General features: G+C 70.4%; 21 protein-coding genes. 17 read left to right on the forward strand and 4 right to left on the reverse strand.

The window, feature by feature from the left end; translation table 11 throughout:
- The first annotated feature begins 84 nt into the window (after positions 1-84).
- The 7 genes from OG574_RS03225 (at position 85) to OG574_RS03255 (ending at position 9,131) form a co-directional block, all read left to right on the forward strand.
- Complete coding sequence (locus OG574_RS03225) at positions 85-1,569, forward strand: PucR family transcriptional regulator (protein ID WP_326771739.1); 1,485 nt, start codon at positions 85-87, stop codon at positions 1,567-1,569.
- A 189-nt stretch (positions 1,570-1,758) separates the two neighbouring features.
- The gene (locus OG574_RS03230) at positions 1,759-2,925 is read left to right on the forward strand and encodes a substrate-binding domain-containing protein (protein WP_326771740.1); all 1,167 of its coding nucleotides are present in this window, start codon (positions 1,759-1,761) and stop codon (positions 2,923-2,925) included.
- Positions 2,926-3,028: 103 nt separating this feature from the next.
- Positions 3,029-4,372 (forward strand): ABC transporter substrate-binding protein, encoded by a 1,344-nt coding sequence (locus OG574_RS03235; protein WP_326771741.1) that lies wholly within the window; start codon positions 3,029-3,031, stop codon positions 4,370-4,372.
- Between the two features lie 31 nt (positions 4,373-4,403).
- Entirely contained in the window at positions 4,404-5,387 is a 984-nt protein-coding gene (locus OG574_RS03240) for a carbohydrate ABC transporter permease (protein ID WP_326771742.1), read from the forward strand.
- The gene (locus OG574_RS03245) at positions 5,384-6,256 is read left to right on the forward strand and encodes a carbohydrate ABC transporter permease (protein ID WP_100593597.1); all 873 of its coding nucleotides are present in this window, start codon (positions 5,384-5,386) and stop codon (positions 6,254-6,256) included. Before OG574_RS03240 ends, OG574_RS03245 begins: the two co-directional genes overlap by 4 nt.
- 23 nt (positions 6,257-6,279) lie before the next feature.
- Entirely contained in the window at positions 6,280-7,260 is a 981-nt protein-coding gene (locus OG574_RS03250; RefSeq protein WP_326778350.1) for a hydroxyacid dehydrogenase, read from the forward strand.
- The gene (locus OG574_RS03255) at positions 7,257-9,131 is read left to right on the forward strand and encodes a DUF2264 domain-containing protein (RefSeq protein WP_326771743.1); all 1,875 of its coding nucleotides are present in this window, start codon (positions 7,257-7,259) and stop codon (positions 9,129-9,131) included. Before OG574_RS03250 ends, OG574_RS03255 begins: the two co-directional genes overlap by 4 nt.
- A 91-nt stretch (positions 9,132-9,222) precedes the next feature.
- On the opposite strand, the gene OG574_RS03260 is transcribed toward OG574_RS03255, so the two are convergent.
- Positions 9,223-10,269 (reverse strand): LacI family DNA-binding transcriptional regulator, encoded by a 1,047-nt coding sequence (locus OG574_RS03260; protein WP_326771744.1) that lies wholly within the window; start codon positions 10,267-10,269, stop codon positions 9,223-9,225.
- A 180-nt stretch (positions 10,270-10,449) separates the two neighbouring features.
- Between OG574_RS03260 and OG574_RS03265 the strand changes: the two genes are divergently transcribed.
- The 10 genes from OG574_RS03265 to OG574_RS03310 all read left to right on the forward strand — a co-directional run bounded on the left by OG574_RS03265 (position 10,450) and on the right by OG574_RS03310 (position 21,359).
- Positions 10,450-11,598: a Gfo/Idh/MocA family protein gene (locus OG574_RS03265; protein ID WP_326771745.1), complete on the forward strand. Its 1,149-nt coding sequence runs from the start codon at positions 10,450-10,452 to the stop codon at positions 11,596-11,598.
- A complete protein-coding gene (locus tag OG574_RS03270; protein ID WP_326771746.1) occupies positions 11,595-12,518 on the forward strand; it encodes a PmoA family protein in 924 nt (307 codons plus the stop codon). The genes OG574_RS03265 and OG574_RS03270 overlap by 4 nt, the downstream gene beginning before the upstream one ends.
- Positions 12,512-13,240, forward strand: a complete 729-nt coding sequence (locus tag OG574_RS03275; RefSeq protein WP_326771747.1) for a cupin domain-containing protein — start codon at positions 12,512-12,514, stop codon at positions 13,238-13,240. The genes OG574_RS03270 and OG574_RS03275 overlap by 7 nt, the downstream gene beginning before the upstream one ends.
- A gap of 233 nt (positions 13,241-13,473) precedes the next feature.
- Positions 13,474-14,808, forward strand: a complete 1,335-nt coding sequence (locus OG574_RS03280; RefSeq protein WP_326771748.1) for an ABC transporter substrate-binding protein — start codon at positions 13,474-13,476, stop codon at positions 14,806-14,808.
- Positions 14,805-15,773 (forward strand): carbohydrate ABC transporter permease, encoded by a 969-nt coding sequence (locus OG574_RS03285; protein WP_326771749.1) that lies wholly within the window; start codon positions 14,805-14,807, stop codon positions 15,771-15,773. Before OG574_RS03280 ends, OG574_RS03285 begins: the two co-directional genes overlap by 4 nt.
- On the forward strand, positions 15,770-16,606 hold the full coding sequence (locus tag OG574_RS03290; RefSeq protein ID WP_326771750.1) for a carbohydrate ABC transporter permease: 837 nt from the start codon (positions 15,770-15,772) through the stop codon (positions 16,604-16,606). Before OG574_RS03285 ends, OG574_RS03290 begins: the two co-directional genes overlap by 4 nt.
- Before the next feature lie 6 nt (positions 16,607-16,612).
- Positions 16,613-17,242: a hypothetical protein gene (locus tag OG574_RS03295; protein ID WP_326771751.1), complete on the forward strand. Its 630-nt coding sequence runs from the start codon at positions 16,613-16,615 to the stop codon at positions 17,240-17,242.
- A 56-nt stretch (positions 17,243-17,298) separates the two neighbouring features.
- Positions 17,299-19,113 (forward strand): glycoside hydrolase family 2 protein, encoded by a 1,815-nt coding sequence (locus tag OG574_RS03300; RefSeq protein WP_326771752.1) that lies wholly within the window; start codon positions 17,299-17,301, stop codon positions 19,111-19,113.
- A 165-nt stretch (positions 19,114-19,278) separates the two neighbouring features.
- Complete coding sequence (locus OG574_RS03305; RefSeq protein WP_326771753.1) at positions 19,279-19,917, forward strand: FMN-binding negative transcriptional regulator; 639 nt, start codon at positions 19,279-19,281, stop codon at positions 19,915-19,917.
- Positions 19,918-20,105: 188 nt separating this feature from the next.
- Positions 20,106-21,359: an amidohydrolase gene (locus OG574_RS03310; protein ID WP_326771754.1), complete on the forward strand. Its 1,254-nt coding sequence runs from the start codon at positions 20,106-20,108 to the stop codon at positions 21,357-21,359.
- A 20-nt stretch (positions 21,360-21,379) separates the two neighbouring features.
- On the opposite strand, the gene OG574_RS03315 is transcribed toward OG574_RS03310, so the two are convergent.
- The 3 genes from OG574_RS03315 to OG574_RS03325 all read right to left on the reverse strand — a co-directional run bounded on the left by OG574_RS03315 (position 21,380) and on the right by OG574_RS03325 (position 24,554).
- Complete coding sequence (locus OG574_RS03315; RefSeq protein WP_326771755.1) at positions 21,380-21,955, reverse strand: TetR/AcrR family transcriptional regulator; 576 nt, start codon at positions 21,953-21,955, stop codon at positions 21,380-21,382.
- Positions 21,952-23,382 carry an MFS transporter gene (locus OG574_RS03320; RefSeq protein WP_326771756.1) on the reverse strand — a complete coding sequence of 477 codons (1,431 nt, stop codon included), beginning with the start codon at positions 23,380-23,382 and terminating at the stop codon, positions 21,952-21,954. Before OG574_RS03320 ends, OG574_RS03315 begins: the two co-directional genes overlap by 4 nt.
- Before the next feature lie 182 nt (positions 23,383-23,564).
- A complete protein-coding gene (locus OG574_RS03325) occupies positions 23,565-24,554 on the reverse strand; it encodes an alpha/beta hydrolase (protein ID WP_326771757.1) in 990 nt (329 codons plus the stop codon).
- Positions 24,555-24,561: the final 7 nt, after the last annotated feature.

Consider the following 24,561-nt stretch of genomic DNA (forward strand, 5'->3'; position numbering starts at 1 on the left):
AACATGTGCAGGTGGTCGGGTGAGTGTGCACGGCAAGGGATTGCCACGGCAATCGGTGCAGGCACGAAGAGGTAGCCTCAATTTGTGGCTGAGCACAAAGAACACCGCACCGACGGGGTGAACCGCCGGCGGGTGACCGTCGCGGACCTGCTGTCCTACCCCGCGTTGCAGTTGCGCCTGGTCGCAGGCGCGGCGGGCCTGACCCGCCCGGTGTCGTGGGCGCATGTCAGCGAGCTGGACGACCCCACGCCCTGGCTCCTGGGCGCCGAAATAATCATGACGACGGGTCTCGCGATGCCGCGCTCGGCCGCCGGGCAGCGGGCCTACCTGGAACGGCTCGACGACGCCGGGGTGGCCGCCCTGGCCGTCTCCGCCCAGTTGCACATGCCTCCGCTGCGCCAGGCGTTCCACGCCGCGGCCGAGGAGCGCGGCATGCCGGTTCTGGAAGTACCGCTCGCCGTTCCCTTCATCGCGGTCGCGCAGGAAGTCGCCGCCGCGGTCCAGGAAGACGCCCGCCACCGGCTCGGCGCCCAGCTCCAGGTCTTCGGCGCCTTGCGCTGGCTGACCTCGGAGAACCTGGACACGGCCGAACTCTTCAGCCGCCTGGAGAACCTCTCCGGATACGCGATCTACCTGTGCACCCGGCAGGGCCGGCCCCTGCTGCCCGGCGTGCCCGCGCCGGACCCGTCCCTGCTGCCCCGCTCGGCGGACGCCCCGCCGACGATCCCCGGCGGATTCGCGCTTCCCGTACCCTCACCCGGCGGACCCGCCGGGTTCCTCATCGCCATAGCCCACGACGGCGCGCGCCCGGCGGGCCTTGCCGTCGTGCAGCACATCGCCACCGTGGCCGCGCTCCAGCTCGCCATGGTCCGCACGGAACGCGAGACGCTGCGCCGCGAAGGCACCGAGATCCTGGCAGAGCTGCTGCAGGACGCGCTCGATCCGGCCGTCGCGAAGCGCCATCTGCTGCGCCACTCCATCAAGGGTGAGGCCGCCCTGGCGGTGGTCAGGGGCGTGACGCAGCAGGCCGTGCTGGAAGCCCTCCACGACGAGCCCTGCCTGCTCCTCAACCGGGGCGACGACCGCTACCTCTTCGGCTCACCCCGGCTCGGCGACACGATCGCCGCCCTCCCGGGGGTGACGGCCGGCATGAGCCGCCCCGTCCGGCCCGGCGCCTCGCTGCGGGTCGCCCAGCGCGAGGCCCTGTGGGCCGCCTCCCACGCCGCGGCATCCGGCCGCCCCCTCGTCCGCTACGCCGACGACGCCACAGGCCGCTGGCTGCCCGACGACCCCGCCGCGCTCACAGCCCTGGTGGACCACGTGCTGGGCGACGCACTGCGCTACGACAGCAGTCATGGCTCCCGTCTGCTTCCCTCCGTGCGTACCTGGATGGAGCGCGACCGGCGCACGGACGAGGCCGCGACCGCGCTCCACATCCACCCCAACACCCTCTCCTACCGCCTCCGCCGCTTCAGCGAGCTGACGGGCCGCGATCTGTCCGCCACGGCGTCCTTCGCCGAGGTGTGGCTCGCGATCCGGGCGGCTGGGCAGTTGGGGCTTCTGGACTGATGGCCCCCGCCTGGTGAGCACGACCATGCGGCCCGGCTCGGGCCGGCGGATCCGCGCACAGGGCAGTCCGTCCCACACCGAGGTCCCTGCCGTCGAAGGGCTGACCTTCCCGCACCCGCTGGTTATGCTGCCGCCGAAGCGTTCATGGAAGCGCTCAAACGAACAGCGGGTGTCGAGGGGGCCATCAGCATGCGTGAGCCGGTCGATCTCAGGCGGCAGCGGATTCTCGCTGTGGTGCAGTCGCGCGGGGCGACGCGGGTGAGCGATCTCGCCGCGGAGCTCGCCGTGTCGGTGGTGACGCTGCGCCGCGATGTCGAGGAACTCGCCAGGGAGGGCAAGCTGCGCCGTGGTCATGGCGTCGCCCGCCCGGTGCTGCCCGAGACGGAACGGGCCGCTGCCCCCGTCGAACCGATGGCCGACGGCGGTCCGGTCGCGGTCGTCGTTCCCGAACGCCACTCGTATCTCTACGAGGCGCTGCACGGCGCCCGGACCGCGTTCGAAGAGGCGGGGATCCGGATCGCGCTGCACATCGCGCCGGCTGTCGCGGGAGCCGAACAGCCCATCGTGGAACAGGCGTTGGCGGCCGGCGCGCGTGGCCTGCTCATCGCCCCGCGCTGGCGCAGCAGGGCCACGGAGGAGGCCGACTACACCTGGCTCGCCTCCCTGCCGGTGCCCGCGGTCGTGATGGAGCGCAGGCCGCGGCGCGGCAGCGCGCTGCACGCCGTGGACACGGTCTGTACCGATCACTGGTACGGCATCCATCTCGCCGTCGAACACCTCACCGGCCTCGGCCACCGGCGCATCGTGCTCGCCGCGAGGGACGACAGCCCGACTGCCCGCGCCCTGCGCGCGGCGTTCGTCGAGATCGCCGCGGACCATCCGGACGTCGACAAGTGGGCGGTGGCGCTCAGCTCGCCCGGGGCGGCTCCCGACCCGGCGGCGGAGGCGGCGGAGAAGCCCATCGAACTCCCCGTACTGCTGGCCGAGTTGGGTGCGACGGCAGCCGTGCTGCACGGTGATGTGGACGCGCTCATGCTGGTGCAGTCGCTGCGCGACAGCGGGGTGCGGGTCCCGGAGGACTGCTCCGTGATCGCGTACGACGACGTGGTCGCGGGTCTCGGCAGCACGCCGCTCTCGGCCGTCTCGCCGCCGAAGGCCGAGGTGGGCCGGGCGGCGGCGGAGTTGCTGCTGCGCCGGCTCGACGGGCAGTCGTCGGCCTCGGGCGCGGAACCGGCGCGACGCCTGGAGCTGCTCCCCACTCTGCAGGTGCGCGGTTCGACTCAGGTCCCGCACACCGCGGAATCGCACGCATCCGACGCCACAGGAACTCGCGGCACAACCGCCGCCTCACAATGAGCGTTTGACCGCTTCATTTTCTTCTGATCGCTCTATTGACCAAGTCCGGTCAGCCGATCAGGATTCCCGTGACTCGAACACGCAGGAGCCGCGGGAGGCGCCCATGCCTGGTCGACAGAGCCGTCGATCGGTGCTCGCCGCGATCACCGCGCTGCCCCTGACGGGCGCCCTGAGCGCCTGCAGCGGGAACGACAGCGCGTCATCCGGGAGCAGCAGCAAGTCCGGTACCAAAAGCAAGACCACCATTACGTTCTGGTCCGCGCTCCGCGGCAGCCAGGAGGTGGTGGATGCGTTCAACAAGACTCACGACACCATCCAGGTCGCTTTCGAGCAGATACCGTCCGGCACCTCCGGCGGATATCTCAAGCTCAGCAACGCGGCTCGCGCGGGCAACGCGCCCGACGTCGCCACCATCGAGTACCCGCAGGTCCCGGGCTACGCGATCGACGGTGTGGCCCGGGACATCACGGACGTGATCAGCGACAAGCTCAAGGCCAAGCTGCTGCCGCAGGCGCTCGGACTCACGACGTTCGAGGGGCGCACGTACAGCGTGCCCCTGGACGTCGAGCCGATGGTGCTGCACTACCGCAAGGACCTTTTCGACAAGTACGGCTTCGACGTCCCCACCACCTGGGACGAGTACACCGACCTGGCCCGCGCTGTGCGCCGCACCGGCGGCAAGCGCACGGTGACCTTCTTCTCCACGGACATGGGCCAGTTCTCGGGCTGGTGCTGGGGGGCCGGTGCGCACTGGTTCGACACCTCGAAGGGCGCCTGGAACGTGTCGCTCGCCGACGCGCCCACGCGCCGCGTGTCCCAATACTGGCAGCGACTCATCGACGAGGACCTCGTCTATGTCAATCCGCCCAACAGCCGCGAGGCCGACGCCCAGGTCGGCAACGGCCTCGTCCTGACCCGGCACAGCGGCGCCTGGGACGCGGGTGCGCAGATGAACGCGCGCCCCCAGCAGAAGGGACTGTGGCGGATCGCCCCGCAGCCCCAGTGGGACCCGGCGAAGCCGGCGCTCGGCACCCAGGGCGGCTCGACGTTCGCGATCACCAAGGACAGCAGGCACCCCGAGGCTGCCATGGAGTTCATCGAGTGGCAGGTCTCCAGCCCCGACGCGATCAAGGCCCGTCTGTCCAGCGGCGCGAGCAGCCAGTACCCGGCCGTGACCGAGCTGATCAAGGAGGGCCGTGCCGCCTTCGACCGCTCGTACTACGGCGGGCAGGACATCTACACGCTGTTCGAGAACGAGGCCCAGAAGATCAGCGACGGCTGGGTCTGGGGGCCCCGGATGACCGCGACCGGGCAGGTCATGTCGGACGCCTTCGCCCGGGCGGCGGCAGGGTCCGGAACGATCGAGTCCTCCATGCGCGCCGCGCAGGACGGAACGATGCCCGATCTCAAGGCGCTCGGCCTCAAGACCACCCAGCACTCCACGTGAGCCCCCGCATCCCGAAAGGCAGGTGAGTCCCATGACCGCGACAACCCATGTCCCCGCTACGGCGGCGGCTCCCCCGCGGGAGGCGGACGGCGCCCGGCGCAAGGCGCAGCGTGCGGCGGGGCGCCGCCGGGGCGGCGCCGCGGGCGTCCTGATGGCCCCGTTCTTCATCCTCCTCACGCTCGTCTTCCTGATCCCGGTCGCGACGGCGGTGTGGCTGAGCTTCTTCAGTGACGACCAGCCGGGCCTCGGCTTCGGCCCGGAGCGCACGGTCTTCGTCGGCCTGCGCTCGTACGCCGCGGTGCTCACGGACCCGTCGTTCCTGTCCGGCCTCGGCACGGTCGCGCTGTACTGCGTGATCTACATCCCGGTGATGACCATCGGCTCGCTGGCGCTGGCGCTGCTGCTCGACTCAGGTCTCGTACGGCTACGTTCCTGGGCCCAGTTGGGCCTGTTCCTGCCTCACGCGGTGCCCGGCATCATCGCCGCGCTGATCTGGCTGTACCTCTACACACCGGGCATCAGCCCGATCATCGACGTGCTCGGCAAGGCCGACATCACCGTCAACTTCCTGGGCCTGCACACCGCGATACCGTCGATCGTGAACATCGCGGTGTGGAGCAACCTCGGCTACAACATGGTCGTCTTCTACGCGGCCCTGCAAGCGGTCCCCCGGGAGGTCCTGGAGGCGTCCGTGGTCGACGGGGCGGGTCCGGTGCGCACGGCGCTCCAGGTGAAGGCACCGCTGGTGCGCTCCTCGATCGTCATGGTCGCGATGTTCACACTGATCTGGGCGCTGCAGCTGTTCACGGAACCGATGCTGCTGCGCGCGGGCTCGCAGGTCGTCGATGCCCGGTTCTCCCCGAGCATGTACATCTACGACGCGGCGTTCAGCCGTAACAACTACTCGCTCGCGGCCGCCGCGTCGGTGATCCTCCTCGTCATCACGATCGCCGTCTCCTACGGCGTCACCCGCTGGACCAACCGTGTCAACTCGGCCGAGGAGAACGCCCGATGACCACTGCCGAGCTGAGCAGGTCCACCCTGCTGCGCCCACGTCTGCTGGGCCGTACGACTGTCAACGTCGTCGTCGCGATCTCCGTCCTCTACACCATGCTGCCGGCGCTGTGGCTGGTGCTCGCCGCCGGCAAGTCCCGCGACGCGCTGTTCAGCAGCAACATCCTCTCCTTCAAGGACTTCTCGTTCGTCCAGAACGTCAAGGACCTCTTCGCGATGGACGGCGGCCTCTACACCCGCTGGTACGGCAACAGCCTGCTGTACGCGGTGCTCGGCGCCGCGATCGGCGCGATGATCAGCGTCGCCTGTGGCTACGCCTTCGACAAGTACCACTTCCGGCACAAGGAGAAGCTGTTCGGCCTGGTGCTCGCGGCGGTCATGGTGCCGCAGACGGTGCTCGCGCTGCCGCTGTACCTGCTCGCGTCCGCGACCGGCGTCGTGAACACCTTCTGGTCGGTCTTCGTCCCGGTCCTGTTCAACCCCTTCGGTGTGTACCTGGGCCGCATCTTCGCCCAGGGCTACGTGCCGAACGAAGTCCTGGAGGCGGCCCGCGTCGACGGCGCCGGTGAGCTGACGACGTACGTCCGTGTCTCCCTGCGGATGCTCGGCCCCGGCCTGATCACGGTCTTCCTCTTCCAGCTCACCGCGATCTGGAACAACTTCTTCCTGCCTATGGTGATGCTGTCCAACCAGAAGCTCTATCCCGTCAGCCTGGGCCTGTTCCAGTGGAACAGCCAGGCGACCGTCTCGCCCGAGTACTACCCGGTGGTGATCATGGGTTCGCTCCTCGCGGTCCTCCCTCTCGTCCTCGCGTTCATCTTCCTCCAGCGGTTCTGGCGGTCCGGCCTGACGGCGGGGGCGGTCAAGTGAGCAAGCCCCGCGCGGCGCTGGCCATGTCCCCCCAGGCCGCGGCGGCCGTCTTCACGCCGCGGTCCGTGGCCGCGCTCGCGAAGGTGTGCGACCTGGCGCCGCTGCCCGTACTGGACGACCTGACGACCGTACGGGCCAAGGATGTCCTCGCCGATGTCGAGGTGCTGGTCACCGGCTGGGGCTGCCTGCCGCTCGACGCGGACGTCCTGGCATCGGCGCCGCGCCTGAAAGCCGTGGTGCACGCGGCCGGTTCGGTGCGCGGGCATGTCACCGACGCCTGCTGGGAACAGGGCGTCGAGGTGTCCTCGGCCGCCGCGGCCAACGCGCTGCCGGTCGCGGAGTACACCCTCGCGATGATCCTGCTGCACGGCAAGCACGTCCTCGAACGGGCCCGCGACTTCCGGCGGACCCGTGCGCGCGACAACTGGCTGCTGACCACGCAAGAGGTGGGCAACTACCGCCGCACGGTGGGCCTGCTGTCCGCGTCCCTGATCGGCCGCCGGGTGATCGAGCTGCTGCGGCCCTTCGACTTCGAGGTGCTGCTGCACGACCCGTACATCACCGAGGCGGAGGCCGCCGAACTGGGCGTGGAGTGGGTGGAGCTGTCCGAACTCTTCACGCGCAGCGACCTGTTGAGCGTCCATACGCCACTGCTACCGGCCACGCGCGGCCTCGTCAGCCGGGAGCTGCTCGGCTCCATGCGGGCGGGTGCCACCCTCATCAACACCTCTCGCGGCGCCGTCGTCGACCAGGACGCACTCACCGATGTCGTGAGCACGGCCCGCATCCGGGCGGTGCTCGACGTGACGGACCCCGAAGTCCTGCCCGCCGCTCACCCCCTGTGGGCCTGTCCGAACGCACTGATCACGCCCCACCTCGCTGGTTCCCAGGGCAACGAGTGGGAACGCCTCGCCGACACGGCCGTCGGTGAGGTGGCCCGGTGGGCCGCGGGCGACGGCTTCGCCCATCCCGTACGACGCGAAAGGCTGGCGTTCCTCGCATGACCATCCCGTTCGAACTGCCCGAAGACAACCGCGAGTTGAGTGCCTGCACGGGCTACACGCGCGCACACTGGGAGGCCGTCGCCGACGGGCTGCTCGGCGCCGCGTGGCGCTGGGCCACACCCGAGGGCGCCCTGCTCGACCTTCCGGGACGCCCCTCCGCGTCCGGGGTCCGCTCGGACGGCCTCGAAGGCTTCGCCCGTACGTTCCTGACGGCCGGCTTCCGGGTCGCGGGCGCCGGCGGAAAGGACCCGCACGGCTGGCTGGAGCGGTACGCACAGGGCCTCACGGCGGGCACTCGGACGCCCGGCCGGGACGACGCCGAGTCATGGCCGCTGATCCTCGAACACCATGTGCAGGGCCAGCCGATGGTCGAGTCGGCGTCCGTGGCGCTCGGCCTGTCGCTGACCCGGCCGTGGCTGTGGGACCGGCTCGACGACGATGTGCAGGACCGGGCGGAGTCCTGGCTGCGCGGCGCGATCAATCACACGCCCGCACCCAACAACTGGTATCTGTTCCCGTTCACGGTGGCGTCGTTCCTGGAGTCGGTCGGCCGCGGCGACGCGGCCACAACGCGCGTCATGGAGCGGGCACTTGGGCTGATGGAGACGTGGTACCGGGGCGACGGCTGGTATGCGGACGGCGACGGGCAGGCCTTCGACCACTACAACGGGTGGGCGCTGCACCTGTACCCGATGCTGCACGCGCACCTGTCCGGCGACACCGCGCTGGCCGCCCGGTTCGGGCCCCGTCTGCGTGAACACCTCGAAGGGTTCTCGCTGCTCTTCGGCGCCGACGGGGCGCCGATCCACTTCGGGCGTTCGCTGACCTACCGGTTCGCGGCGTCGGCGGCCGTCGGCATCGGCGCCGTCACCGGCCACACTCCGCTGACGCCGGGTACGTCGCGCCGCCTCATCAGCGGGAGCCTGCGCTACTTCCTCGACCGGGGCGGGGTGACGGACGACGGGCTGCTGAGCCTGGGCTGGCACGGCCCGCACGACGCGACGTTGCAGACGTACTCGGGGCCGGCATCACCGTACTGGGCGTCGAAGGGGTTCGTGGCGCTGCTCGCGCCGGAGGACGATCCGCTGTGGACGGCGACCGAGGAGCCCGCGCCGAGCGAGGGCCCGGACCGGGTGCTCGCACTGCCCGCGCCGGGACTGCTCGTCCAGTCGACGCGGGCCGACGGGATCGTACGGCTCCACAACCACGGCAGCGACCACGTCCGCCCGCACGAATCGGAGTCGGCCGCTCAGGACGACCCGCTGTACGGCCGTCACGCGTACTCGACGCACACGGGCCCGACGTCCCGGACGAATGTCGCCGACAACCATCTGTCGGTCGTGGTCGGCGGCGCGGCCAGCGTGCGGCGCCGGATCCGTCCGCTGGGCGCGGGCCAGGGTGACGGGTGGGGCTGGGCCGCGTCCTCGCACCTGCCGGTGTTCGCTTCGGGCCCGCCGATGGTGCCGGGGCTGCGCGTGGAGAGCGTGACCGTGGCCCGGGGCCGGTACGAGCTGCGGGTGCACCGGGTCGTGGGGGCGCCGCACGGGGCGGGGGTCACGCTCACGGGGTGGGCCTCGGACGCCTTGAGTTCGCAGCTGCACGGTCTGTACGGGTGGCACGAACGGGACGAGGTGCGGGCGCCGCAGGGGACGGCGTACGAGCGGTGGGTGCGGGTGCCGCGACTCTCCGGCGAAGCCGAGGGAACGGCGGTTTTCGTGGCGCTGGCGTCGTTGAGCGCCGACGAGCCCAGCGCTCCGCTCACCGACGTGGTGACCGAAGTGCGGTTCAGCGACGGGGAGTTGCGCGTACTGTGGGCCGATGGTCCGCAGACCACCGTTGCCTTCGAACCGGTGCGCGTCACCCATGGGTGACGCCCGTTCCCGAACCGCCGGTCCGCGTCCTTGATGCCTGTGGCCCGGCCTGCGGCCCGCGCGTGCGGGCCGCAGGCCGGGCGACGATCCGTCAGGCGGCGGGCAGCGACTGCCGCTCACCACTCGTGGATTCCCGCACCTCCAGCCAGTGGGGGGCCACGTGCACCTCGAACGGCGGGGCGTCGTCCGCGCGAATGCGGGTCGCCAGGCACTTCACGGCCAGGGAGGCGATCGCGGCCTTGTCAGGAACCACCGAAGTGAGAGAGGGCGTGCTGTACAGCGCCTCCGCGGAGCCATCGATACTCGCCAAGGCGATGTCCCTGGGGATGTGCAAGCCCGTTTCGAACGCGGCTCGTTGGGCTCCTACGGCCAGCAGGTCGCTGAAGCAGAACACCGCGTCGGGCCGCACATCCGCCGGCAGCGCCAGCAGGGTACGCATCGCCAGGAGCCCGTCACGGCGGCCGAACTCCTTCACCAGCGGCGCAAGCCTGGGGTCGTAGGTCAACCGTGCTTCGTGCAGCGCCAGTTGGAACCCTTCCAGGCGCTGGCGACTGGTCGCGGACCCCGGTCGGTCGACACCGATGGCGGCGATCCGGGTGCGGCCGAGCCCGGCCAGGTGCGCGGTGGCCTCGCGAGCCGCGGCGACGTTGTCGATCAGGACGTGGTCCGCGACGACGCGATCGTGTTCGTAGCTGCGCTCGCCGAGCAGCACCAGGGGGAACTCGTCGGCCACCGAGGCGAGTTCGTCGGGTGAGACGTGCAGCGGTGACAGGATCACGCCGTCCAGCAATGACGCGCCGACACCGGTAGCCAGACGCAGCTCCTCGCCTGCGTCCCCGAGGGTCTCCTCGATCAGGACGGTGAAGCCAAGTGCCGCCGCCTCTGTTCTCACATGGTGTGCGAGCTCCGCGAAGTAGGGAGTCGCCAGGTCCGGGACCGCCAGCGCGATCAGGCCGCTGCGCCCGGTTCTGAGTCTTCGCGCCGACGGATTGGGCCGGTAGCCGAGTTCCGCCACTGCGCGCATCACCCGTGTCCGCGTCGCCTCGGACACCTTCGGGGCGTCACGTACAACGTTGGACACGGTCTTGATCGACACTCCCGCGCGCTCCGCCACGTCTTTGAGTGTCACTGCTGCCATTCGATCGCCCCCCGCACTCGAAGTTCCCCCAGATTATGCACCGGTGAGCACGACTCACCAGGATTCCGCCGGCGGCAAACTCTTTCCGGCGAGGGGGTTGACCCTGCGGATACGTGGCAGTTACAACGTTGGAACCATCTCACAGCAAGCGCTTGCCGTCCGTCTCTCGAGAGGGTTCTCATGTCTCCAGATCGTCCCCATCGTCCGCTGCGCGCGGCCGTCGTCGGAGCGGGTGGTATCGCGCGGTCCAGCCATCTGCCGGCCTTGCAGAAGCTGGCCGCGGAAGGGGAGACGGACGTCGTAGCCGTGGTGGACGTGGACGACACCGCGGTACGCGCCTGCGCCGACGCGTTCCACATTCCCTACGCGTCCACGGATCTCGACGCGATGCTCGCCGAAGTGCGCCCGGATCTCGTGGTGTTGTGCACCCCGCCCGCCGTGCACCGTGAACAGTCCGTCGCGGCGCTACGAGCCGGTGCCTGGGTCTGGTGCGAGAAGCCGCCGTGCCCGTCTCTGGCCGACTACGACGCCGTCGAGGCGGCCGAGAAGGGCGGTGACGGGGACCCGTACGCGTCGATCGTCTTCCAGCACCGCTTCGGCTCCGGCGCCCGGCACATACGCCGGCTGCTGCGCGAGGGCGCGTTCGGCCGGCCGCTGGTGGCGCACTGCCAGACCACCTGGTACCGGGACACCGCCTACTACGCCGTGCCGTGGCGCGGCCGTTGGGCGACCGAGGGCGGCGGCCCGGCGATGGGGCACGGCATCCATCAGACGGATCTGCTGCTCGATCTGATGGGGCCGTGGACCGAAGTGCGCGGCATGGCCGCGCGGCTCGTGCACGACGTGGAGACCGAGGACGTGTCCACCGCCCAGGTCCGGTTCGCCGACGGTGCCGTCGGCACGGTCGTCAACAGCGTGCTGAGCCCCGACGAGGTCAGCCGCATCCGCATCGACTGCGAGCTCGCGACGATCGAGCTGACGCACCTGTACGGCTACCGCAACGCCGACTGGCGCATCACGCCCGCTCCCGGCGTCCCCGAGGAGACCGTCGCCGGCTGGCACGACTTCGGCGAGGACGAGCCCAGCTCGCACCTCGCCCAGCTACGGGCGCTCGTCGCCGACATCAAGGCCGGACGACGCCACGCCACCAGCGGCGCGGGCGGACGCCAGACGCTCGAGTTCATCACCGCTCTGTACAAGTCCGCGTTCACCGACGTGCCCGTCCGCGCCGGTGACATAGCCCCGGGCGACCCCTACTACACCGCCCTGCACGGCGGCGCCCAGGGATGGGCGCCTGCCGGCCCCCACCAGGAGGAGGCCCCCGCATGACGCTCGCACTGACCCACGCCCACGGCGACCGCATCACCGTCGCCCACGCGGCCACCGGCACCGAGCTGTTCGCCTACGTGTACCGGCCCGAGGCCGCATGGGAGGCCCCCAAGCCGTACCTGCACCCGATCCGCACCCTCTCCGGCGCGGTCGTCACCGACTACCGCCCCAACGACCACCGTTGGCACAAGGGACTGCAGCTGACGGCCTCTCATCTGTCCGGCCAGAACCTGTGGGGCGGCAACAGCTACGTGCACGGCGACGGATACCTCGCCCAGCCCGAGAAGGTCGGCTCGATGGCCCACGTCGCCTTCGAGGAGGTCTCCGCCACGGACGGCCGCGCCGTCATCGCCGAGCATCTGACCTGGCACCCGCACACCAAGGAACTGTGGGCCGACGAGGAACGGCGCATCGAGGTGCGCGACGTGGACGCGGAGTCCGGCAGCTGGTCGCTCACGTGGACCTCGGCCATCACCAACCGGCGTGACGAACCGCTGCATTTCGGCAGCCCTACCACCCACGGCCGTCCCGCGGCCGGATACACCGGCCTGTTCTGGCGCGGGCCGCGGGCCTTCCGCGACGGGCGGGTCTTCACCGCCGAAGCGGACGGCGGAGACCTGATGGGCAGTCAAGCATCCTGGCTGGCGTACGTCGGTGAGCACGACGGGCGCGACGGTCGCGCCACCCTTGTCTTCGAGCACGCCGCCGCCAACGACCACGCGGGCGACAAGGGAACGCACCCCGCTCACTGGTTCGTGCGCAGCGACCCGTTCGCCGCGGTCGCGCCGTCCTGGGCCTTCCACGAGGAGCTCGTCCTCGCGCCGGGCGACACCCTTACCCGTAGCTACCGCGTGACGATCGCCGACGGCGCCTGGGACCGCGAGCAGGTCGCCGCGCACCTGCGGGGGCACGCGTGGTGAGCGCGACGTACGACGGCTTCCCGGCGGCGGTGGGTGTGTCCCACCTGACGGTCTACGACTGGCCCACGGTCGACGGGCTGCCCGGCGGCGGCACCCCGCATCTGCACCTCACGTGCAGCGAGGGATACGTGGTGACGGCCGGGCGTGGCACCGTGCAGACCCTGACCACGTCCGGCTACGAGGAGACACCTCTGGAGCCGGGCACCGTGGCCTGGTTCACGCCGGGCACGATCCATCGACTCACCAATGCCGGCGGCCTGCAGATCACCGTCGTAATGCAGAACAGCGGCCTGCCCGAAGCGGGCGACGCGGTGCTCACCCTCCCCCAGGACCTGCTCACCGACGCCGAGACCTACGCGACCGCGATCCGCATCCCCACCGACGTCCCGGAAGCCCAGCAGGTGGAGGTCGCGCGCGCCCGCCGCGATCTGGCGACCCGCCGGTTCCTGGAACTGCGCGAAGCCACCGAGGGCGGCGATCCGGAACCGCTGGCGGCGTTCCAGCGGGCCGCCGCCGAGTTGATCCGCCCGCGCCTCGACGCCTGGGAGCAGCGCTGGCAGGACGGTGCACATGCCGCGGCGGCGGCGACCGGGGCCCAACTCGGCGCTCTGCGTGCGAAGGACGCCGGACACCTGGCCGGGGCAAGGGTCACAGCGACCGGGCCCACCGCCCGGGGACGCTTCGGCATGTGCGGCCGACTGGACGTCTACCTCGGCATCTGACAACCGGCCTCGCGGCTGGTCGCCACCCCGTCCAGCTCACACCCTGCCGCGAGGCTGGTCACCACCCTCTCCATCTGGCCCCGGCCGCGAGCCTGATGGCCACCACCCCGACCATCCGCCCCCGGCCGCGAGCCTGATCGCCACCACCCCGACCGCCGGACACCCAGCCACGGGGCTGCTCACCACCCCGCCCCTCCCCCTCCATCCACGCACCGTTCCCCGGGAGGCCCCCCATGCCCGAGCCCCGAAGCGGCCGGCGCCCACTCCCCCGCCGGGCCGTCCTGGCCGCGGCCGCCGTCGGCCTCAGCGCCGCGCTGAACTCCACGCTCACCGCCTGCGCCACCGCGAGCGGCAGTACATCCGGCGGCGTCACCCTCACGTTCTCCTGGTGGGGCAACGACGACCGTGCCGCGCGCACCGAGCAGGCCGTGCGGCTCTTCGAGAAGGAACACCCCGGCGTCACCGTCCGCACATCGAGCGGGGACTTCGGCGCGTACCTGCAGAAACTGGCCACGCAGGCGGCCGGCGGCGGCATGCCCGATGTGGCTCAGCTCGACTACCGGCAGGTGTCCCAGTACGCGGGCGGGGGCGCGCTGATGTCACTGGACGACACCATCAAGAACGGGACGATCCGCACGTCCGACATGAGCAGGGACTTCCTGCGCACCGGCACGTACAAGGGCGGGCAGTACGCCCTGCCCATGGGCCGCGGCATCACCGGCTACGCCTATGACTCCGCCGTCTACGCGAGGGCCAACATCCCGTCACCGAAACCCAGTTGGACGTGGCTGGACTGGGAAAGGGCCAACAGGAAGATCGTCGCCCTGGGACTGAAGTCTCCCGACGGCCGCCCCTTCGCGGGTGCCAATGACGGCGGGACCAACGAGGACGTGTTCGAGACCTGGCTGCGCAGCCGCGGCGGAAAACTCTACGCAAGCCAGACCGAGCTCGGGTTCACCGAGGACGACCTCACCGCGTTCTGGACGTTCTGCGACCGGCTGCGCAAGGACGGCACCATCGCTCAGGCCAGGGACACGGCGCAGGCCAACAGCACCGAGACGAGCCCGATGGGCCGTCATCTCGCCGCCGCCGACTTCACCTGGGACGCACCGTTCCCCAGCTACCCGGCCCTGCTGGGCGACTCCGTCCACTTCGCACCGGTCCCCACGACCGACGGCCACCAGGGCTCGTACTTCAAGCCGAGCATGCTCATCGGCGTCAGCGCGGACAGCGAACACCCCAAGGAGGCGGCGCAGTTGGTCGACTTCCTCCTCAATGACCAACGGGTCGGCGACATCCTCGCCTTCTCCCGGTCCACTCCGCCCAACCGGAGGATCGCCGCCCGCGTCGCCAGGACGCTCAAGGGCCCCGAGCGGGAGATCTACGAGTACGCGCAGACCATGGAGAAGTACGGCCTGGACGCCCCGCCGACCGCCCCGCCACGGGGCGATGTCGCGATCCAGACCGCATTCACCCGCGAATACCAGCGTGTGATGTACGGCCTGGCCACACCCCGCCAGGCGGCACGCGAACTCATCGACGAGGCGAACCGGGAGCTGAGGTCATGAGCACTGTGTCGACCAGGGCGCCCTCGCGCCCCGCCCCGGACACGGACCGCCAAGCGCCGAAGCGGCGGCGCCGCCAGGTACGTGAACGGCAGTGGCCCGCCTACGTGTTCCTCTCCCCGTGGATGCTCGGGGCGCTGGTCCTGACCCTCGTGCCGATGGCCGTCTCCCTGTATTTGTCCTTCACGGACTACAACCTGTTCGATCCGCCGCACTGGGTGGGCCTGCGCAACTACACGGAGATGCTCACCGAAGACCCCCGCTACTGGCGGTCGGTCGGCACCACGATGCTGTACGTCGTCGTGGCCGTCCCGCTGAAGCTCGGCCTCGCCCTCGGTGTCGCGATGCTCCTCAAGAACCTCAACCGCGGCCGTGCCTTCTACCGTTCCGCCTTCTACGCGCCCTCCCTGCTCGGGGCGAGCATGTCCATAGCCCTGGTGTGGAAGGCGCTGTTCAACGACGGCGGCACGGTTTCCGGGCTTCTCGACTCGGTCGGCATCGACGTGGGCGGCTGGGTGGGCAATCCCCACCTCGCGGTGTACGTGGTCGTCCTGCTGACGGTGTGGCAGTTCGGGGCACCTATGGTGATCTTCCTGGCGGGTCTGCAGCAGATCTCGCCCGATCTCTACGAGGCCGCGTCGCTCGACGGCGCCGGCCGCCGGCGGCAGTTCGTCTCCATCACCGTGCCGATGCTGTCCCCGGTCATCTTCTTCAACCTGGTGCTGGAGATCATCAACTCCTTCCAGGTCTTCACACCGGCCTTCGTCATCAGCGGCGGCAAGGGCGCCCCCGCCGACTCCACCATGTTCTACACGCTCTATCTGTATGAACGCGGCTTCACCGCCTCGCACATGGGCTACGCGGCGGCGATGGCCTGGATGCTGCTGATCGCCATCGCCGCGATCACCCTGATCCTGTTCCGGACGTCCCGGTCCTGGGTCTTCTACGCGGACGAGGAGGGACGATGAACATCGCCATGAAACGCTGGCTGCCGCAGGCGGCCGCGGCCGTCTGCCTGCTCGTACTGCTGTATCCGCTGGCCTGGCTCCTCGCCACGTCGCTCAAGCCGGCCGACGAGGTGGTGACGAGCCTCGACCTGTGGCCCAGCCACTTCGAGTGGTCGAACTACACGACTGCGCTGGACGGCGTCTCGGGCATCACCGTCACACAACTGCTCGGCAACACCCTGCTGATCGCGGTCGGCGCCGTCGTGGGCAACGTCCTGTCCTGCTCGTTGGCCGCCTATGCCTTCGCCCGGCTGCGCTTCCGTATGAGCAAGGTGATGTTCGCGTTCATGGTGGCGACGCTGATGCTGCCGCACCACGTCGTCCTGATCCCGCAGTACATCATCTTCAACCGGCTCGGCATGGTGGACACCTACTGGCCGCTCATCCTGCCGAAGTTCCTTGCCACCGAGGCGTTCTTCGTCTTCCTGATCGTCCAGTTCATGCGCGGACTCCCGCGCGAGCTGGAGGAGTCCGCCCGCATCGACGGCTGCGGCGCCTTCCGCACGTACTGGTCGATCACGCTCCCCCTGACCCGGCCCGCGCTGATCACCACCGCCATCTTCACGTTCATCTGGACGTGGAACGACTTCTTCACGCAGATGATCTATCTGTTCGCGCCGGAGAAGTTCACCATCACCCTCGCCCTGCGCAGCTTCGTCGACCAGTCCAGCACGTCCGCGTACGGGCCCATGTTCGCCATGTCGGTGATCTCGGTCCTGCCGATCGTGCTGTTCTTCTTCGTCTTCCAGCGCTATCTGGTGCAGGGCATGGCCACCTCCGGGCTGAAGGGCTGAGCCACCATGACCCACGCGCCCACCGCGCCGACCACGTCCAGCAAGTCCAGCCGGGACAGCCGCGATCGCCGGGAGCCCGGCGAGGTCTTCGGTCCGAGCTTCTCCCTCTTCGCCGACGTGCTCCTGGTCGGCCTGCTCACCACCGCCGCCTGCCTCCCGGTCGTCACGGCACCCGCCGCATTCACCGCCGCGTCGACCGCCCTCAGGCAGAGCGCTGTCCATGGTCTCCCTGTCAGGGCCGGTACGTACGTCGCTCACCTGCGCGCACACATGACCGCGCGGGTGCTGGCCGCCGGGTGTGTTCCGCCGCTGCTCGCACTCGTCCTGCTGATCGACGCAGCGCTGTTGCGCAGTTCGCTGCCCGGAGCGGCCGTCATGTCACCCGCGCTGGCGCTGCTCACGCTGGGCGTCATGGTCGTGGGGCTGCGCGCGACGGCGCTGGAGGCTCCGCACCGGCTGTCCGCACGCGAGGGATTCCTCCGCAGCGTCGCCGACCCGCGCGGCTCGCTCCTCCTCGCCGGTGCCGTACTCCTGAGCCTGCTCCTCGCATGGTCGATTCCGCTGCTGGCTCCGCTGCTGTCGGGTCCGCTGGCGTTCGCCGCCACGGTCGTGGGGCTCCGCTCCACCGCGGACTGATCCGCGGCGACGCCCACTTCCTCCATACTCCCGTACGACACCACCGGAGTTCTCGCATGCCGTACTCCCATCTGGACGCCGCCGGCCACCCGAGGCCGCAACTCGTCCGCGACCCCAGCTGGCGTGACCTGAGCGGTCCGTGGCAGTTCGCCTACGACGACGCGAACCGCGGCCGCTCCGGGCGCTGGATGGACCCGGAAACCACCGAACCCTTCACCGCCACCATCACCGTGCCCTACCCGCCCGAGTCCGAGGCCTCCGGCGTCGGCGACACGGCCTTCCACCCCGTGCTCTGGTACCGGCGCACGATCGAGGTCACCCGGCCGACAGCGGGCCGGCGCCTGCTGTTGCACTTCGGCGCAGTCGACCACCGGGCCGAGGTGTGGGTGAACGGACAACTCGTAGGACGTCACGAAGGCGGCCACACAGGCTTCTCCTGCGACCTCACCGATGCCGTCCGCCGGGACGGTGAGCAGACCGTCGTGGTCCGGGCCGAGGACCAGCCGCTCGACGCCACGCAACCTCGCGGCAAGCAGGACTGGCGGCGGGACCCGCACGTCATCTGGTACCACCGCACCTCAGGCATCTGGCAGCCGGTATGGCTGGAGGACGTGCCGGACGAGCACATCACGGTCCTGCACTGGACCCCCGATGTCGCGCACGCCCGCGTCCGCTGCCGGATCCGGCTGAGCGAGTGGCCGCGACGCCCGTTGACCGTCACGGTGCGCCTCGCCCGAGGCGATCGGGTGCTCGCCGAACAGCGCACGCTGGCCGACGGCCAGGAGACGGAGTTCGATGTCGCGGTGCCGGCCCTTCGGCACGCTCAGGACCTCGACGACCTGCTCTGGAGCCCCGAGCAACCCCATCTCGTGGACGCGATCGTGACTCTGAACGACGCGGCCGACGACACCCCCGTCGACCGCGTCACGTCCTACCTCGGTCTGCGCGACATCGGCTGGGACGACGGTGTCTTCCTCCTCAACCACAAGCCGTACTTCCTGCGTTTCGCACTCCAGCAGGGCTACTGGCCCGCATCCCATCTGGCGGCCCCGGCAGACACGTTGCGCCGGGACGCCGAACTGGCCAAGTCGATCGGCCTCAACGGGCTGCGCATCCACCAGAAGATCGAGGATCCCCGCTTCCTCTACTGGGCCGACCGGCTGGGGCTGATGCTCTGGGAGGAGATGCCGTCGGCGTACACGTTCGGCACGCAGACCGTCGAGCGGGTGGTCGGCGAATGGACCGAGGCGATCTCCCGCGACCTCAGCCACCCGTCGATCGTCGCGTGGGTTCCGATCAACGAGTCCTGGTCCGTTCCGAACCCGGCGCTCGTCCCCGCCCAGCGGCACTTCATGGACAGCCTCTACCACCTGACCAAGGCCCTCGACCCGTCACGCCCGGCCGTCTCCAACGACGGCTGGGAGATCTCCGCCGCCGACATCTGGGGTGTGCACGACTACACGCAGCATGCGCAGGTGCTCCGCGAGCGTTACGGGCACTCCTCCTTGCGGCAGGGCGAGATCGTCGAGCAGTGGCCCGGTGCCAAACGGTTCGTCCTGGACGGCGTGCGCCACCAGGGACAGCCCGTCGTACTGAGTGAGTTCGGCGGGGCCACCTTCGAACCGGCCGAAGGCGCGGAGTGGTTCGGCTACGACACCGTGAGCACGAAAGAGGACTTCGCCGAACGCCTGGCCGGGTTGGTGCAGGCCGCGGTGGACTCCGGCCTCGCCGGCTTCTGCTTCACCCAGTTCACCGACACCGAGCAGGAGATCAACGGCCTGTTCACCGCGGACCGCCGGCCGAAGCTCCCCGAGGCGGAGTTGCGCGGAATCCTGACCCGGACCCGAGGCCGGTCGGGAGCCACCACATAAAGTCGCCGCCGACTGTCCCGTCTTCTGCGTCTCCCGCGGCCAGCTCGTCGACCTGGGTACCGCAGCCGTCGCCGTCGGCCTCCTCGCTCTCACCTGGACCTCTCGCATGGACCTCTCGCAAACGAAATACCCTGGACCGGCCTACAACCCCGCAAGGAGCAGAGCGTGTTCATCCAGCCCTGGGACGCCGCACTGGACGACGCCGAATGGCAGACGTGGATCGCCGACGGCCACGACTTCGGCCAGCTCAGTGTCAACGGCCTCCCCGGTCAGGCTCCGATGGTCGTCCCCACCCACTTCACCAGCGACAACAGCCGGCTCCTGATCCACCTCGCCCGCCCCAACCCGGTCTGGAAGGCGATCGAGAACGACCCGAACGTTACGTTCACCGTCATCGGCGACTACGCCTTCGTCCCCGGCCCCTGGCGCGCCAAGCCCGACACGCCGCCCACCGACGGCGTCCCCACCAGCTACTACGCGGCCGTCCAGTTCACCTGCCGCGCCCACATCGTCGACACCCCCGAGGCCAAGGCCGAACTCCTGCGCCGCCAGCTCGCCCACTTCCAGCCGAACGGCGACCACGCCCTCGTCGCCGTGGACCAGCCGCCGTACGGACGCATGCTGTCCGGCATCCGCGGCCTGCGCCTGGACGTCACCGAGGTGCGCGCCAAGTTCAAGTACGACGACAACAAGCCCGCTGAGCACCGCACGGCGGTCGCCGACCGCCTCGTGGCACGAGGCCAGGCCCTCGACGTACCCACCGCCGGACAGCAACGCCGCCGCCTGGACCGTACGGGCGACTGAAAGCCCTGACAGGGCGGACGCGTTCCTCAGGTCAGGGACGTGCGACGAGTTCGGTGAGTTCGTCCAACACCCGCACAGCCACCTTGGCACGTACATCAATCAGCGCCGCCTGCCCCGGGGGGGCGACGCGCATCACATGTGTGCGGAGTTACGGTACGCACATCGGTACTCGGAAAGGTCAGGTAGCCATGTCGAAGACGGTGACCGCGCAACTGCCGGAGATCCGCGATGAACTCGCCGCCTTCTACAAGGATCTGCACCAGAACCCGGAACTCTCGCTCCAGGAGACGCGAACCGCCGGTCTGCTGGCGCAGCGCTTGCGCGACGCGGGATTCGACGAGGTGGCCGAAGGGATCGGCGTCACCGGCGTGGTCGGGTTGCTGCGCAACGGTGAGGGGCCGGTGGTCATGCTCCGCGCGGACTTCGACGCGCTGCCGGTGGAGGAGAAGACCGGGCTTCCCTACGCCAGCCAGGCGCGTGGTGTGGACAGCGAGGGCCGTGACGTACCGGTGATGCACGCCTGCGGTCATGACATGCACGCCGCATGCCTGACCGGCGCCGCCATGCTGCTCGCGCAGGCACGTGATCAGTGGCGCGGCACCTTGCTGGTTGTGTTCCAGCCGGCTGAGGAACTCGCGGTCGGCGCGCGCGGGATGGTCGATGACGGACTGTTCGAGCGGTTCCCCAAGCCCGAAATCGTGCTGGGCCAGCACGTCGGGCCACTGCCCGCAGGGGTCATCGGCTACGGCACGGGCCCGGTGATGGCTGCTGCGGATTCCCTCAACATCACCCTCCACGGTCGCGGCGGCCACGGATCCCGGCCCGAGGCGTCCATCGACCCGGTGCTCATGGCGGCGAACGTGGTCACGCGGCTGCAGGGCATCGTCGCGCGGGAGGTGCCTCCGGCCGAGACGGCCGTGGTGACGGTGGGTCGCTTGCAGGCAGGTACAAAGGACAACATCATCCCCGACAAGGCCGAGTTGGGGGTCAATGTCCGTACGTTCACCCCGGCGATCCGCGACAAGGTCCGCAGCGCGATCGAGCGCATCGTCACGGCGGAGTCGCAGGCGAGCGGCGCGGAGCAGCCGCCGGAATTCGACTGGGCCGGCGCCGCTCCGGCGCTCGTGAGCGAGCCGGCCGCGACGCAGACCACGGTCGCCGCGTTCGCGGAGCACTTCGGGCAGCAGCGGATCATGCCCATGCCTCAGGTGAACGCGAGCGAGGACGTCGGCGTCTTCGGTGAGGTGCTCGGCGTGCCCACCGTGTTCTGGTTCTGGGGCGGCCTGGACACCGAAACGGTCCTCACCGCGCTCGCGGAAGACCGGCTGGACGAGCTGCCGGCCAACCACTCCCCCCACTTCGCCCCCCTCGTCGAGCCCACCTTGAGCACGGGCGTGGAAGCACTCGTCGTAGCCGCCCTGGAATGGCTCGCGGACGCGTGAACCGGTGGTCCTGCCGGCGTTCACCGATCGGCGGCAGGACCCCCGCCGCCGAACGTCTCCAGCAGTACGTCGACGACCTCATCCACGTCTGCCTCGGCGAGGTCCTCGAACGCCCCGGAATGGCGGGCGAGCAACACCCCGGCGACCGCCGCCACCAGCACGTCGGCCCGCAGCCCGGGCCGGTCCCTGCCCTCCCGGGCGAAGCGTGCCCGCAGCGGATCCACGAGCCGGGCGCGCAGGGCCGCGCGGGTGGCGTCCTGCGCGGCCCCGTCACTCAGCGGCTGGACAGCGACTCTCAGCAGAGGGACCGGACCGCGCCGCTCCGCCCGCTCGGCGACCTCGCGCAGGCGCGGCTCCGTGAGCAGGTCGTCCGGCGCGGTGTCGCCGTGTTCGGCGCGCAGCACCTCGACATACAGCAGGGGCTTGCTGCCGAAGTAGCGCGCGATCAGGGCCGGGTCCACGCCGGCCCGCTCGCCGATCTCGCGGATGGTCGTGCGGTCGTAGCCTCGCTCGGAGAAGAGTTCGGTCGCCGCCCGCAGCAGCGCCTCGCGGGTGCGGGCGGAGTTCCGGCGCGGGCCCGCGGCCTCCGCGCTCATGGGCGGATCGGCTCGGGGCGCGCCTGCTCCCCCTTGGCGACCGGCGTGGTCTGCCCCGCCGCGACCACGGAGGGGCGCAGCCGGGTGCCGGTCCGGGTGAGTACCACGGCGAGAATGCCGGTGATCACGAAGGCGGCGCAGCCGGCGAGGCCCGCGTTGCGGTATCCGTCGTTGGCCGGCAGCGCCGCGCCGGGGTCGGTGGCGGCCTGGAGGATGACCGCGCTGAGCGCGCTGCCGGTCGAGTACCCGATGTACTTCATGACCTGATTGAAACTCATCGCACTGCCCGTCTCCTGCGCGGGCACCCCGCCGACGATCAGGCCGGGCGTGACCGCGAAGGTGACGCCCACGCCGAGTCCGGCGAGCGCCATCATCGTGCCGATGCCCCACAGGCTGGAGCGGGCGAGCAGGAAACAGACCAGGCCGGCGAGGGAGAGCAGACAGCCCAGCGGCAGCATGCGGGCGGGCGTCGCCGCTGCGCCGAGCATCCGCACGAGGCGGCCGGTGACGAGGCTGGCCGCGGAGAACGGCACGAGGAGCAGGCCGGTGACGACGATGGACGAGCCGAAGCCGTATCCCGCGGACTCGGGTGTCTGGACGTATCGGGTGACCAGGGCGATCAGCAGGTAGGTGCCGACGCCCCCCACCATCGTGGTCAGGTTGGCGACGAGTACGCCGCGATCCTTGATGAGCCGTACGCGCACCAGCGGATGCGTGGAATGCATCGAGTGCAGTACCCACCCGGCGAGCAGGACGACGGCCGCGACGGCGAGCGCGAGCAGCGGCGCGGATCCCCAGCCCCACCGCTCCCCCTCGGCAAGCGTCACCAGGAGTGCCGCCATGCCGCCGGCGAGCAGCAGGGCGCCGGGAAAGTCCATCGGGGTGGTGGGGCGGCTCGGCGCCGCGGGCACGACGATCACGGTGGCGATGAACGCGGCGGCGGCCGTGGCGGCCGCGAACCAGAATCCTGCGTACATGCCGAGGTACTGGGCGAACAGTCCGGTGATCGGATAGCCGAGGCCGATGCCCGCGGCGGTGGTCAGGGAGAGGGTCGCCACCGCAGACCGTGCCCGCTCCGGAGGAAGTGCGTCACGGGCGGTGGCGATGGCGAGCGGGACGAGGCCCATGCCGACGCCCTGCAGCGCCCGGCCCAGGAGAAGGCAGGTCAGCCCGAGGGGCAGGGCCGCCAGGAAACTGCCCACCAGGACCACGGCGAGACCCGTGAGGATCACGTTCTTGCGGTGCGGGCCGTCGCCGAGGCGCCCCATGACCGGTGTGGCGATGGCTCCGACCAGCATCGTCAGCGTCAGCGCCCACTGTGCGGTGGAGGCGGCGACGTGGTCCTCGGCCGCGATGGTCGGGATGAGCGGTGCGCCGAGGCTGCTGACCACGGCGACGAGCATGCCGAGCGAGACGAGGACGGGCACGAGGGCCCGCGGATGCCGAAGTGCCGGTGTCGGAGCCGTTGCGACGGAGGTGTGCGCAGACGCCGGTATGGAGGGCTGCAAGGGAGGGTTCCCGTTCTTGTCATCAGACGATGTCATTGAATGATGACACGGCCCGGAACCCGCTCCTTCCGCCCCCACCCCCGCGCCCGCCGCGCGTCACATCAGCTCGGGACCCGCAACGCCCCCAGGAGCATCGGCAGCGAGGCGTGCAGTTCTCGCTCCCAGTACGGCCAGCTGTGGGTCCCCGGCCCGTAGAAGTTGGTCGTCACATGGCGGGCGCCCGCCTTTTCGAGCGCGCCCGCCAGGGCGTGGTTCTGCCGGTCGAAGTCGGCTTCGAGGGCGTTCGTGGCACCCGGCGGGTCCAGCGGGCCGGCGGTGCCGTCGCCGCACGACAGGTACACGGGGATCGGCTTGAGCCGCTCGGCCAGGTAGTACGGATCATGAGCGGCCCACACATCCCGCTGCGCCACGGGGTCGCCCCAGACCCGGCGCGGGTCGTCGCCCTGGCCCGCGAAGAAGCCCATGATGCGGTTCACCGACTCGTCGTTCAGCAAGGGGTGCACGGATCCGGAGTACGCCGCTGCCGCCTTGAACATGCCCGGGTGGCGGGCCGCGTACATCAGCGCGCCCTGCCCTCCCATGGACAGTCCGGCCACCACGCGACGCGGTCCCGCTCCCCAGTCGTGTTCAAGAAGCCGGCGCAACTCCTTGGTGTGGAACGTCTCCCAGGCGGGGTCGCCACCCTGCCCGTAGTTCCACCAGTCGCTGTACCAGCCGTTCCAGCCGGCCTCCGGCATGACCACGAGGACGTCGCGCAGGCTGTCGACGCGTGCGACGTCGGTCCGGCTCGTCCACGATGTGTAGTCGCCGCAGCAGCCGTGCAGCAGCCACAGGGTCGGCCAGTGCCGGCGGCGGTCGTCCAGGTTCCAGCCGTCGGGCGTGAGAAGACGGACCTTGACGGTCCGGCCGCCGAGAGCCGGGGAGCGTACGGACAGGTCCACCTGGCGGTCGGCGACCTGGGTGACGGCGACGACCTCGGCGCCACGGGCTGGAGCGGCGGCCACGGACGGTGCGTTCGGCGTCAGGGCGAGCAGCAGGACGGCCAGGAGGAGCAGGAGGCATCTGGCGCGGCGGATCGAGGCGGCGGTCATGGAGGCT

Source organism: Streptomyces sp. NBC_01445 (assembly GCF_035918235.1).
In the GTDB taxonomy this organism is placed as follows: domain Bacteria; phylum Actinomycetota; class Actinomycetes; order Streptomycetales; family Streptomycetaceae; genus Streptomyces.

Coding starts and splice junctions, on each gene's coding strand:
- OG574_RS03280 (WP_326771748.1), top strand. CDS start 13,474: ATGCCCGAGCCCCGAAGCGGCCGGCGCCCACTCCCCCGCCGGGCCGTC.
- OG574_RS03265 (WP_326771745.1), top strand. CDS start 10,450: ATGTCTCCAGATCGTCCCCATCGTCCGCTGCGCGCGGCCGTCGTCGGA.
- OG574_RS03290 (WP_326771750.1), top strand. CDS start 15,770: ATGAACATCGCCATGAAACGCTGGCTGCCGCAGGCGGCCGCGGCCGTC.
- OG574_RS03285 (WP_326771749.1), top strand. CDS start 14,805: ATGAGCACTGTGTCGACCAGGGCGCCCTCGCGCCCCGCCCCGGACACG.
- OG574_RS03235 (WP_326771741.1), top strand. CDS start 3,029: ATGCCTGGTCGACAGAGCCGTCGATCGGTGCTCGCCGCGATCACCGCG.
- OG574_RS03315 (WP_326771755.1), bottom strand. CDS start 21,955: ATGAGCGCGGAGGCCGCGGGCCCGCGCCGGAACTCCGCCCGCACCCGC.
- OG574_RS03270 (WP_326771746.1), top strand. CDS start 11,595: ATGACGCTCGCACTGACCCACGCCCACGGCGACCGCATCACCGTCGCC.
- OG574_RS03295 (WP_326771751.1), top strand. CDS start 16,613: ATGACCCACGCGCCCACCGCGCCGACCACGTCCAGCAAGTCCAGCCGG.
- OG574_RS03300 (WP_326771752.1), top strand. CDS start 17,299: ATGCCGTACTCCCATCTGGACGCCGCCGGCCACCCGAGGCCGCAACTC.
- OG574_RS03260 (WP_326771744.1), bottom strand. CDS start 10,269: ATGGCAGCAGTGACACTCAAAGACGTGGCGGAGCGCGCGGGAGTGTCG.
- OG574_RS03310 (WP_326771754.1), top strand. CDS start 20,106: ATGTCGAAGACGGTGACCGCGCAACTGCCGGAGATCCGCGATGAACTC.
- OG574_RS03325 (WP_326771757.1), bottom strand. CDS start 24,554: ATGACCGCCGCCTCGATCCGCCGCGCCAGATGCCTCCTGCTCCTCCTG.
- OG574_RS03255 (WP_326771743.1), top strand. CDS start 7,257: ATGACCATCCCGTTCGAACTGCCCGAAGACAACCGCGAGTTGAGTGCC.
- OG574_RS03230 (WP_326771740.1), top strand. CDS start 1,759: ATGCGTGAGCCGGTCGATCTCAGGCGGCAGCGGATTCTCGCTGTGGTG.
- OG574_RS03240 (WP_326771742.1), top strand. CDS start 4,404: ATGACCGCGACAACCCATGTCCCCGCTACGGCGGCGGCTCCCCCGCGG.
- OG574_RS03250 (WP_326778350.1), top strand. CDS start 6,280: ATGTCCCCCCAGGCCGCGGCGGCCGTCTTCACGCCGCGGTCCGTGGCC.
- OG574_RS03245 (WP_100593597.1), top strand. CDS start 5,384: ATGACCACTGCCGAGCTGAGCAGGTCCACCCTGCTGCGCCCACGTCTG.